Source organism: Nocardia sp. NPDC051981 (genome assembly GCF_040680715.1).
Lineage (GTDB): Bacteria > Actinomycetota > Actinomycetes > Mycobacteriales > Mycobacteriaceae > Nocardia.
Window position 1 is genome coordinate 1 of record NZ_JBFAXK010000055.1, and the last position, 10,415, is coordinate 10,415.

The 10,415-nt window shown below is 63.6% G+C and carries 13 protein-coding genes; 4 read left to right on the plus strand and 9 right to left on the minus strand.

Features of this window, described 5'->3' with window-relative positions:
- Positions 1-337: 337 nt before the first annotated feature.
- On the minus strand, positions 338-877 hold the full coding sequence (locus tag AB0L60_RS41975; protein WP_364626403.1) for a hypothetical protein: 540 nt from the start codon (positions 875-877) through the stop codon (positions 338-340).
- A 358-nt stretch (positions 878-1,235) separates the two neighbouring features.
- On the opposite strand from AB0L60_RS41975, the gene AB0L60_RS41980 reads away from it, so the two are divergent.
- Positions 1,236-1,730 carry a hypothetical protein gene (locus AB0L60_RS41980; protein WP_364626405.1) on the plus strand — a complete coding sequence of 165 codons (495 nt, stop codon included), beginning with the start codon at positions 1,236-1,238 and terminating at the stop codon, positions 1,728-1,730.
- A 148-nt stretch (positions 1,731-1,878) separates the two neighbouring features.
- Here the strand turns inward: AB0L60_RS41980 and AB0L60_RS41985 are convergent, their stop codons facing one another.
- Positions 1,879-2,844 carry a hypothetical protein gene (locus tag AB0L60_RS41985; RefSeq protein ID WP_364626408.1) on the minus strand — a complete coding sequence of 322 codons (966 nt, stop codon included), beginning with the start codon at positions 2,842-2,844 and terminating at the stop codon, positions 1,879-1,881.
- A gap of 341 nt (positions 2,845-3,185) precedes the next feature.
- Entirely contained in the window at positions 3,186-3,836 is a 651-nt protein-coding gene (locus tag AB0L60_RS41990) for a TetR family transcriptional regulator (RefSeq protein ID WP_364626411.1), read from the minus strand.
- Between the two features lie 48 nt (positions 3,837-3,884).
- Here AB0L60_RS41990 and AB0L60_RS41995 point away from each other — a divergent pair, with 48 nt between their 5' ends.
- From AB0L60_RS41995 to AB0L60_RS42005, 3 genes are all read left to right on the plus strand, one after another.
- Positions 3,885-4,838 (plus strand): aldo/keto reductase, encoded by a 954-nt coding sequence (locus AB0L60_RS41995; protein ID WP_364626413.1) that lies wholly within the window; start codon positions 3,885-3,887, stop codon positions 4,836-4,838.
- A 366-nt stretch (positions 4,839-5,204) separates the two neighbouring features.
- Positions 5,205-5,552 carry a hypothetical protein gene (locus tag AB0L60_RS42000; RefSeq protein ID WP_364626416.1) on the plus strand — a complete coding sequence of 116 codons (348 nt, stop codon included), beginning with the start codon at positions 5,205-5,207 and terminating at the stop codon, positions 5,550-5,552.
- Positions 5,510-5,875 (plus strand): transcriptional regulator, encoded by a 366-nt coding sequence (locus AB0L60_RS42005; RefSeq protein WP_364626418.1) that lies wholly within the window; start codon positions 5,510-5,512, stop codon positions 5,873-5,875. The genes AB0L60_RS42000 and AB0L60_RS42005 overlap by 43 nt, the downstream gene beginning before the upstream one ends.
- 234 nt (positions 5,876-6,109) lie before the next feature.
- Here AB0L60_RS42005 and AB0L60_RS42010 read toward each other — a convergent pair whose 3' ends face one another.
- The 6 genes from AB0L60_RS42010 to AB0L60_RS42035 all read right to left on the minus strand — a co-directional run bounded on the left by AB0L60_RS42010 (position 6,110) and on the right by AB0L60_RS42035 (position 10,215).
- Positions 6,110-6,550, minus strand: coding sequence for a hypothetical protein (locus AB0L60_RS42010; RefSeq protein WP_364626421.1), 441 nt, complete (start codon positions 6,548-6,550; stop codon positions 6,110-6,112).
- A gap of 756 nt (positions 6,551-7,306) precedes the next feature.
- Positions 7,307-7,690 (minus strand): HNH endonuclease, encoded by a 384-nt coding sequence (locus AB0L60_RS42015; RefSeq protein ID WP_364626424.1) that lies wholly within the window; start codon positions 7,688-7,690, stop codon positions 7,307-7,309.
- A complete protein-coding gene (locus AB0L60_RS42020) occupies positions 7,650-7,928 on the minus strand; it encodes a GreA/GreB family elongation factor (RefSeq protein ID WP_364626427.1) in 279 nt (92 codons plus the stop codon). Before AB0L60_RS42020 ends, AB0L60_RS42015 begins: the two co-directional genes overlap by 41 nt.
- 431 nt (positions 7,929-8,359) lie before the next feature.
- The gene (locus tag AB0L60_RS42025) at positions 8,360-8,866 is read right to left on the minus strand and encodes an SRPBCC domain-containing protein (RefSeq protein WP_364626429.1); all 507 of its coding nucleotides are present in this window, start codon (positions 8,864-8,866) and stop codon (positions 8,360-8,362) included.
- Positions 8,867-9,085: 219 nt separating this feature from the next.
- Positions 9,086-9,607, minus strand: a complete 522-nt coding sequence (locus AB0L60_RS42030; RefSeq protein WP_364626432.1) for a hypothetical protein — start codon at positions 9,605-9,607, stop codon at positions 9,086-9,088.
- Positions 9,608-9,987: 380 nt separating this feature from the next.
- Positions 9,988-10,215, minus strand: coding sequence for a hypothetical protein (locus AB0L60_RS42035; RefSeq protein WP_364626435.1), 228 nt, complete (start codon positions 10,213-10,215; stop codon positions 9,988-9,990).
- Positions 10,216-10,415 lie beyond the last annotated feature (200 nt).

A 10,415-nucleotide genomic window follows, 5' to 3' on the forward strand; every position in this document is an offset into this window, starting at 1 on the left:
GCTGAGTACATCGGCGGGGGCCACGTCACGATCCAGTCGCTGTATTCCATGTTCGAGACGGTGACGCTGTCCGAGAGTGAATTCCTCCGCGTGGTAACCGAATTCCAGGACTTTCTGTCGGCTCGTGAGAAGGGCTGACCGGGCCGAACGACGCGATCGGGGGACCGAACTCGCTGCGGTGCCGAACATCCGCCACTGCCGCATACCGTACGGACCGAACCGGCTAGCGCGGGGCATCGGAAGATCAACTGGCCGTACCGATCCGAGGCCGACGGAACGTCCGCAACTGCCGAAGGTCCGTGTTCATGGCCGAACTTGCTCAGAGACTTGCCACGGCCTAGTAAACAGCACTCCAGTACTCGTTCACGGTCCATGTCACTGCGCGGAATTCGGGGTGCTGCGGGTCGTCGGTGACGGTGATCGTCGCGCGCGCTAGATCGATCTTCATGCCATCGGCCACGAACTGCTGGCTGTTGGCGGTGAAGGTGAAGAAGGTGCCTTCGAAGGGGTCTGGCCGCAGCACTGGCGCCACCGCCCGCATGATTCGGGTGCCGCTCCGGTCCTCGCACACCACGAATCGCTGATCGCCGCCTGCCAGCGTGCCGTGGACGGTGGTCACCGGGCGTCCAGTGGTCTGACCAGCTAACAGCACCAGCCGTTCGGCGTCCTTGCACCGGGCGAACGAGTCGCGGTAGCCGTACGTGTCGGCGCCCTGGGGCAACGTGCCATCGGTTTGCACCGGCGTAGCTGTTGTTGAGGTGGGCGGCGCTGACGAGTGCGACGAAGTCACGGCGGTCTCCTCGCCGGAGCACGCCGCCATCGAGCAAATCAACACGACCCCCAGCAGTGCCGGAAAGCATTTCCGTGCCGAAATCACCCACGGAGGCTAGCAATTCGAACAAAACGCCATCCCGGCAACCCTCCAGCTGGGCCACATGGTGCACAAACGCACGCACGTACCGCGCCGACCGAATCGGCCAGCGCGACAGCCACCAAAAGATCAACGGCAGAGCACCGTACGGCTGTCCGCTGTGCGCGCTACTGCCGATGCCTCGCGCTGACCTCACCGGCCAGCGCGAGGCATCGGAAGATCAACTGGCCGTGCCGATCCGACGCCGGCGGAACGTCCGCAACTGCCGATGACAGGGCCGCTTCGGCTGGCAACTGGTCAGATATCTGTGTTTGCTGATTTGAGCGGTAGTCTGGGCGCTCGGTGTTGAAGGAGGGGAAAGGTTTTGGCGCATATCTGGGTGGTGGTGTGCTTGCCGCCGGATGCGATCGATGATGTGCAGACCGCGCTCACTCGAGCACTCGCTCCGTTCGAGATGTACGAACAACCCGCTGAGCGAAGCATGTGGGACACATGGCGGATTCGAGGCGGCGGCGAAGGAGCCGGGTTCTATGTACGACCGGGCTATGAGGACGACCCTCGGTTGATCCACGACACCCCCAACTACCGAGGCGAAGTGCTGCCCACCAACCGAGGCGAATGCGCGGGCGGGCCAAAAGCACTGCTGGACCTCACAAGGAAGACTCTCACATGGTGCGACGTACTAACTCTCGACGGTTGGTGGGTCGAGGACAGCGGAGTCTGCTGGCATAAGGACTGGGACGAACACACGTCCTACGAAGACGAACCCGACTGCCCGATACCACCTCGCGGCAACGAGAACTACCTGGCGACACTGCCCGAAGACACAGTGCTCGTCCGAGTCTATTGCCACGGCTGACAACGCACTCTCTTGCCGCATACCGCGCTGACCGAACCGGCCAGCGCGGGGCGTCGGCGGCCGGAACCTGGTGCGGTGCAGAACGTCTGCTACTGCCGAATATCGTGCGTCCGGGAGCCACTAATCGCTTCGTATCGGCTCTGACTGGTTACTTGGCATCGTCCATGTCGTATCGGTACCAACGGCGTGGGTCGCCGGCCTCTTGCAGAAACAAGGTCGCGTCCCGCCCGACTTTGCCCTGCACCCAGCCTGTCGGTGTTCTGCCGTCTGGCAGTGTCAGCCATTCCTGGCCTGTTTCGACGATCACCCCATCCTGCCTGCGTGCCATGCGGATCTCCCATCCCGCGGGATCGTCTCGCCGCAGATGTGGGTACAGGAATGCGAAGTCCGAACCCGATACGGCCAGACCGTGGCAGTACTCGACCGGATTCGCCGTGCTGGAAAAGTCTCCGTCCGTATCGATCTCGACCAGCGGGAAGCGAGGGAAGGGGCAGGCGTGGACGCGTGCATGACCGACGTTGAGTGAATAGCAGTCCATCCAGAACACCGAATCGATGTTCTCGCACGCGAGCCAAGGACGGTCGTTGGCGTCGTCCCAACGAGCCAGGCCCACCGGGGCATACAGGTGGCGTGTGCCACCTGGTTCGGCGGCCCAGTATCTCGCCTGGTCGATGTAGGCGATCCAGATCCGCCCGTCCCGATCGGTGACCAATTGTTCAATCGCGTCGCCAGCGTAGAAGGTTCCCACGGGAGTCCCGCCGTCGTCGAACAACCAGACGTTGGTGGTCAGATCCAGTTCCTCCGCAGGCACGGATCCCGCGTATGTCCGGGCATGAACGCCGACGGAGGGGATGCTCGCTGCTCCGACAACGATTCCGTCGCCGCGGACGTCGATGACTGTGAACCGCAGGTCCAGATCGTTCAGCGCTATCTCGTGAACGTCGGTTGCGTCGCAGATGACGGCAGTCGCGTTGTAGCGCATGTTCGGCTGCGCAGAACCTGAGGCGAGCGGTCCGAATCGTGCGGGGTCGATAAGCAGTGCGACGAGGCGACCATGAAAGTCGATCGTGGAGGCCAGAACGTCGAGGTGTGTATAACGCTCCGGGAGTGTCACGTGGAGCGCGAGACAGCGGCTAGCAGCCATACGCCTTTCTGGATGTCATACAGGTGATCATCACATACAGGCGGACAGATCCGGCAATCGCCGCCCGGGTGGGGCTGCCGCGGCCAGCATGTGAGCCTCGGAAGAGCAACGGGCCGAAGGCATCCGGCGCCGGCCGAACGTCTTTCTATGCCGCATACCGCGCTGACCGAACCGGCCAGCGCCGGGCATCGGAAGAGCAGCCGGCAGAGCGCCGTACGGCCGCCGGGAGTGCGCGCTCATGCCGATTACAGGTAGTTCGTTTCCAAGGATGGATCAGTCGGCATTCGCAGATCTGAGGGCGGTCCGAGACGTCAGTCCGTGTCCGTGGAATGGGTTGCAGGGAAGAGCCTTTCAACGGCAGCGACGATCGCCGCTCGGCGCTCGCTCAGGAACGCCGCCCGCGCCTGGGGAGCGGCGGTCTCGGCCAGATCAGGCTGATCGGCCCACGCCATGGCGAGCTGGTTGACGAACATCAGGATGTCTAGCGGATCCCACGACGGATCGAGGTGTCCTTCGCGCTGTGCGCGGCGGATCTGTCTGCTCTTACGGGTTACCGTGCCGCGGGTCGCGTCGTCGGGTCCGATACCTGCGAATTCGAGTTGCCCCCACCGCATCAGCCGCAGATTGTCCCGATGGGCGGTGAAGTAGTCGTGGACCCGTCCTGCATAGCCCGGCAGGTCGGTCGGATCCATGCGGGTAGCCTCGGCGACCGCATCGAGCTCCTGGGCGGCGATAAACCGGTAGAGCTCTTCCTTGCTGCGGAAATACGCGTAGACGCGTTCCTTGCTGGTCTTGGCCGACTTCGCGATCCGATCAACCCGCGCCCCAGCGATCCCATACTGCGCGAACTCGGCCTTGCCCGCCTCCAGAATGCGATCGCGGGTCGAATCGGCGCGAGGAGGGGTGGTCATGCGCCAGATCCTACCAAAACCGAACTGTTTGGTTTGACGACCTCCAGACACCGGCGTACCGTCAAACCAAACAGTTTGGTTTGATTCAGGGAGGCACTCATGGAGCGCAGGACACTCGGCACTCAGGGCTTGACCGCCTCGGCGATGGGTTACGGAGCAATGGGAACGGTCGTGGGTTACGGCGCCAGCGACGACGAACAGTCCGTCACCGCGATCCGCCGCGCGCACGAGCTCGGCGTGGACTTCTTCGACACCGCCGAGATGTACGGGTGGGGCGAGGGCGAGAAGCTGCTGGGCCGCGCGCTGGCACCAGTGCGCGAGGAGGTGGTGATCGCCACCAAGTTCGGGTTCACCCGCGAGTTCGGCACCGATTCACGCCCCGAGCACATCCGCGAGGTAGTCGAGAACAGCCTGCGCAACCTCGATGTCGACTCGATCGATCTGCTGTATCAGCACCGGGTCGATCCAGCGGTCCCAATCGAGGATGTGGTGGGCACCATGGCCGAATTCGTACAGGCCGGTAAGGTGAAGTATCTTGGCCTGTCCGAGGCCGGGCCCGAGCAGATCCGCAAAGCCCATGCGGTGCATCCGATCTCGGCCCTGCAGACCGAGTACTCGATCTTCGCCCGGGATGCCGAACCGCTGTTCGGGCTGCTCGAGGAACTGCGTATCGGGTTCGTCGCCTACTCCCCGCTCGCGCGCGGCTTCCTCACCGGCGCAGTACAACCGATCGACACCTACGACCGGAACGACTTCCGTCGGCAGCTGCCCTGGTGGAGCCCGGACAACTACGACGCCAACATCGACATCGTGGAGCAACTCACCCAGCTCGCGAAATCGAAAAGCGTTTCCGTGTCTCAGCTGGCGCTGGCGTGGCTGCTGGCACAGAGGGACTACATCGTGCCGATCCCCGGTTCCCGCAATCCAGACCGTGTCACGCAGAACGTCGCCGCTGCGGACCTCACCCTCAGCGCCGAGGACCTCGCAGAGATCACTGACATCGCTCCCACCGGCGGTCACGGTGGCCGTGGCACCCCCTCGCCATGGCTCTGACTCACGGCGCGGGAGAGCAACGTGCGCTCATGCCGCTGATCGTGCTGGTCGAGTCGCGCTAGTCGCAGGTGGGCAGCACCGCTTCACCGTTCAGTGGAGGCCCGGACTTTTCACGAAGTCCGCTGTGCAGCAAGCCGGTTCGGGATCGAATGGGCTTGCGACCTTGCGGTGGTTCGGTTTCGTGGCCGCGCTGGTGCCGGATACCTGTCCCGAGAAAAAGTCGAGACACTAGTTGGCGAATGGAAACTAGTTGATTATGCTGCGATCGTGAGCGACGCATTGACACCACAGGACGCACTCGACATCGCCTCGGCCACCACTCGTCGAGCGCGCAGCGCGCCGGCCCGGCCCCGCTGGGTGCCAACGGTGGGGGCGCTGCTGTGTTTCGGCTCGTTCTTCCTGATCGGCGACGCGGTCGCCATGCCCATCGATCGCGCGATCACCGTCCGCGGGGTTGCCGGAATCGTTGTGACGGTTGCATTCTGCGCCTTCGTGGCGTGGGTGCTTCGAGAATGGCGCAACGGTGGTGTCGTTCCCCGGTCTCTGGCCGAGCAACCGGTGCAGCGATGGAAGCGAGTGGCTTTGGGCTGGCTTCCGCCATTTGTCGGCGTCACCCTGCTCGGTGCCATGCCCGGATGGATGACTATCGCGTCCGCTGTGATCATGGGCGCATGGATGTGGTTCCAGCTGACCCAACCACGGGCCGCGTCGTGACGGAGCTGAGCGAGCTGCTGGGTTCGCTGCCGCGCCTGAAAGTGGTTGCGTTTCTGGACGGATGCCGCGAGGCCGAGTTCGGCATGATCACCGACCTGTGCGAGATGAACAAGTCCACATTGTCGAAGGCGATGACCGTCCTCGAGGCCGCCGGATATATCACGATCACGAAGGGATATGTCGGGCGGCGACCCAAGACATGGCTCGCATTGACCGACCGCGGCCGCACGGCCTATCACGAACACTTGAACGCCCTCACCGCACTCACACAACAGGCACGGAAGGCTTCGGGCGAGCCGGACTCACCGTCTGGCAGATCCTGATCGCGCTGGGAAAGAAGTGCAGCTGTGGGCTGATGGCGGGATGTCGCACCAGTGGTCTTCCGCCGAATAGCCAGGGACACATCCAGGCCCACGGCGATCCGAAGCCTGATCTGCCGAACGCACTATTCTGCCGCATACTGCGCTAACCGAACTGGCCTGCGCGGTCCGGCCTGCACATGCTGACCGGATCGGTAATGCCTCACATCGAGATCATCGCGGTGGCAGTGGTGAACCTCAGCCCGTGACAGCGCGGCGGACCAGGGCCAGATCCCACTGGCCATGCTCGTCGGACCACAAGGTCACGACCTCACCGACACCGACCGGATTGTGCTGTGGCGCCGTATCGGTCGCGTAGTCGCCATCCTCCTCGACCACCGCCATGACCCGCAGTGCATCCTCGCGGGTCCCGTCGGTAGCCACCAGGATCTGCGCCACATGCCAGTCAGCGCTGCTCAGATCGAGTCCCACCAGATCGCGGCCGGCGACCCGCTGCCCGTCGACGGTGAAGATCGTGCCCCGCCCGTCCACCCGCAGCGTCTCGGTATCCCCGATCATCAGTCCCTCGCTGACGACGTCCCGCTTGCCCCGCAGCAGCGCCGCGTCGAGCCAGCCGGGGTCCCGGTCCAAACCGACTTCGTCGATGAAGTTCCCCCAGGCATACAATGCATACGTCATGGCGAGATCATAAGCACGCCTGACGCTTTCGCTTCTCACACACCGACCCCGACTGGCCGGCCCGAGCGCAGCGTGCCACTTGCCGGCCTACCGCGCCGCCCCCGCAGACATCAGCTGAAACCACCTCCGGCGGCATGTTGTCGTGTACACCGATTCGCGCAGCCGGAACACCTGCGGGCTCGGTCATCGCCGCGCAGTGTCTCGCCATTACCGCGCTGGCCGAACCGGCCAGCACGAGGTGGCGGAGGATCAACGGGTTGCGTCGAGCCGCGGTCGACCAAACGCACCACCATGCCGAGTTGCGGACGACCGGTGCAAGCCCGCACAAACCGCTGTTGAACAGTTGGTTTGCGCCAATTCCTCAGCTGTAGTGCACGTTTAGAACGGCGGGAATGGCTGTTCGCCTGCGCATGGCGGCGCACTGTTCTGCCGCATACCGCGCTGACCGAACCGGCCAGCGCGAGGCACCCGCGGCCGGAACCTGTTGCGGCGCAGAACGTCCGCTATTGCCGATGAGCGTGCAGACGGCGTGATGAGTCACCTCTCGTGGGGTTGAGGATGGCCACGTCAGTATGATCGCCCAGCTGGTCTGGGAGCGTTAGATTTTCGACATGCACGCCGACATCGATGAGGCCACGCGCATTACTCGTCTCGCCGTGGAATTCGAATAGAACTGGTCGGGCGAAGACCTAGAACGGTTCTGCTCTTCCGCTGGTTGGACCATCGCCGACCGTCGACCGTCGAGCGCGCGGTCGGTCATGAAGGCCCGGTTGCGCCGGCGTCGTCGGGTATCCGGTCGGACTTGGCCCGGTTGCAGGAACGATGGGCGGCCTGCTTGTTGTCGAGAATGTCAGGCCGCTCTGAGCGCGCGATGATGTGGTCGACCACGAGCCGCCCGGGTCGAGACGGGGCAGCGTGTAGCCGGTCTCGTTGTGACAGATGTCCCATGGTGGCCGGCAGCGGGGAGACTGCCCGGTGCCGGTCCCGGGTTGTGGTGCTGCGCTGCGTTATCGGTACGGCCGGATCCGGCGGGCGGCCAGGGATGGCGGTCGCCCTCGGATGGTCGAGGCGCGGACCGACAGCACCGCCCGCTCGCCCGTCAATCGATGCTCTGCACTCGCACGCGGATCGGCATGTCATCGATGGTGGTCTCGACGATGTCGCCGACCAGGCGCCCCAAGAGGGCCTGGCTCGCGGGCAGGTTTTCCGAGTACCGGTCCGAGATCGCATCAGCGTCGCCGTCGGGCACGATCGTGTAGCGGAACTGCATTGCCATCGTGCCGTCGAAATGGCGGGCGGTGGTGCCATCCTCGTTGACCTTGGTCAGGATGAGGCCCGACCCGACGAGAACGATCTTGGTCTTGGGGAGGAGGTTCACTCTCCACCTTTCCGTAGGCGGACATGCTCGGATTAGCCTTGCCCGCCTTGGTATCTCGTGATTTGCCGATACCGTTTCAACCGAATTAGGGGAATTTCTGTCGGCTCGCGAGGAAGTCTGGCCGAACGGACCGGCTCGATCAGAGCACCGAAATCACTACGGTGCCGAACATCCGCTCGGCGTGCGCTAGGACAGTCCCACCCGTCGAGACGGAACGACACGTCATAGCCGTTTCTTCCCCTCCATCCTCCCCCGGGACACGTACCGCCACAGCAGGATCCGTCCTGGCTGAGAACATCCACTACTGTCCATCGCGCTGAACGAACGCCAGGGCGGGTGCGTGGAAGATCAACGGGCAGAGCGCCATACAGCCTCGCGCATCGCGCCATGAGCGGGTCATCTCGGTTCGGTCGCCGACCGGATCCGGCAGATCAGACGCCTGCTACCACCACCGCTTCCGCGGCGTTCTTCAGCTGTTGCAGCATCCGGTCATGGCCGGCCCGCAGCTTGTCGGAAGTGAAGAAAAGACTCAGCAGCGGACCTGCCAGCGACTCCTCCATCGCCACTCGGGTGCGGCCACCCTCGAGCGCTTCGAACCACATCCGGTCAACAGCTCGCATACATCCCAAAGCCACACCGGTCCAGGCGATCTCACGTTCGGGTTCGATCGTCGCGAATACCGCCTTGATGGGCATTCCGTTCAGTGTCCAACGAAATGGCGCATCCACCTGGAGGTGCTCGATCTCGGTCACGCGAGCGTCGGTGCGCCAGTTCGTCCAACCCCTCATATCGCTCACCAGCTGCCACACCGTCGACACCGGCGCGTCGATCTCAATTGTGGAAGTCGAACGCACCGGAGCGTTCTCGTCGAGCAGTCCACGCTTGGCGTAGTTCTCGTGCAGGTCGACAGTGGCAGGTCCGGTGTGGAAGAGCTTCATGACAGCCTTTCGTGAGCAGTGCTCTCTGATGTGATCACACACTCTCCAGCTAACAGCCCAAAGTCAAGAGCACTGCTCACATTTGAGATTCGCGATCTCTATGGTGTGCCGCGCCAGGTGGACCACTGCACGCGAGCGATCCGCGCGATCGGCGAAGGCCGGAATGACCGAGGGGCGTTTCTCACCGAGGATCTGCGGTCACGAGCACGCGCAGTCGGTCTACCAGCGGACAATGGGTAGGGGCCGGATGGGGTGTGCCAGTGCGTAGGTGGCGGCTCGGCGGGCGAGGAATATGTGAAATCCGAGGTAGGGTAGCTGTGCGACAACGGATTTGACGTCGGTGCGAGTCAGTGGGTGATAGAGGAGTCCGCGGCTGGCGTCGATGCGGTCGGCGACACGGAATGTTTCGGACAGTCGATCGCTGGTGCCGCGCAGTCGATGATGATCGAGCACCATCCGCCGGGTTCCCTCGACATCGTCGATTCCGAACTCTGCGGCGTGTTGTGTAACCAACTGCGCCGAGGGCTCGAGGTAGTCCCAGGTTCCAGCCGTCCATATGCCCAGGTCATGTACGGCCCATGCCAATGCTGCGGTGTCGGGCACTGGTTCGCCCAGTAGCAACTGCTGGTAGTTGAGGCTGCGCAGTACGTGATTTCGATATTTCGGTAACTCGTCACCCAGCTCACGGTGATAACGGTCCAGTACTGCGTCCACTACTGGATGGGAAGTGTGAATCTGCATATCTCGCCCCCGCGTATGCCGAATCGAATGTGATCAGACACTAGACAGATATTGGCAGTTCGGTCGTGACCGAGTGACGGACACGGCCCGATCTGCCATTGCCGGCTGGGCATTCCGCATGAATGTCGCCGCCGAACAACTTCCAGTAGAAGGCATTCATCCTCGCGGCGGCGAGTGCGTGCCGGGTCAGGATCCCGCCACAACCGGCGACACGCCGTCTGGGATGTGGCCGGCGGCGCACTGAAGGACGTACTCGTTGCGGGCAATCGGGCCGCCGGTGGTCGGCAGCGGTAGCCCGCAGATCGGTCACCAGCCAGTTGACCACCGACAGGTCGAAAAGCGGCGAGGGGTCAAATGATCAGGCTGCCGCGCAATCCGGTCTAGGTGGTCGTGGTGCCGGACCAGCCGAAGCTGAAGCTGTGTCCCTTCGAATTGCACTGGATCGCGCCGCGCCCGCCGCCACTGCACGTAGCGCCCGCGTAGCTGATGGTCGAGCCGTATCCGTTGCCCTGCGGGAGGGTGCTGGCATCGGAACGACCGTAAAGACCGAACACGCCGAAGGTCGGGTGCGCGGGCAGGAACGGCACATCGATGGCGAGATCGGTCACCGGAATCATGTTCAGCCACTTGGCGATGCCGGGCGCGATGTCACAACCCGCGGTGCCGTCCGATTTGATCGAGCACTGCGCGGGACCCGTGTTGAAGTAGACGGTGTGGACCGCCCCGGCTTTGGATGAGACCGAACTACCGATTCTTGTGCTTCATGCTGCCGTCAGTTGCTGACCGCGGCCTTCCCAGAAGACCCGCT

Coding starts and splice junctions, on each gene's coding strand:
- AB0L60_RS41995 (WP_364626413.1), top strand. CDS start 3,885: ATGGAGCGCAGGACACTCGGCACTCAGGGCTTGACCGCCTCGGCGATG.
- AB0L60_RS42005 (WP_364626418.1), top strand. CDS start 5,510: ATGGATGTGGTTCCAGCTGACCCAACCACGGGCCGCGTCGTGACGGAG.
- AB0L60_RS42010 (WP_364626421.1), bottom strand. CDS start 6,550: ATGACGTATGCATTGTATGCCTGGGGGAACTTCATCGACGAAGTCGGT.
- AB0L60_RS42015 (WP_364626424.1), bottom strand. CDS start 7,690: ATGACATGCCGATCCGCGTGCGAGTGCAGAGCATCGATTGACGGGCGA.
- AB0L60_RS42025 (WP_364626429.1), bottom strand. CDS start 8,866: ATGAAGCTCTTCCACACCGGACCTGCCACTGTCGACCTGCACGAGAAC.
- AB0L60_RS42030 (WP_364626432.1), bottom strand. CDS start 9,607: ATGCAGATTCACACTTCCCATCCAGTAGTGGACGCAGTACTGGACCGT.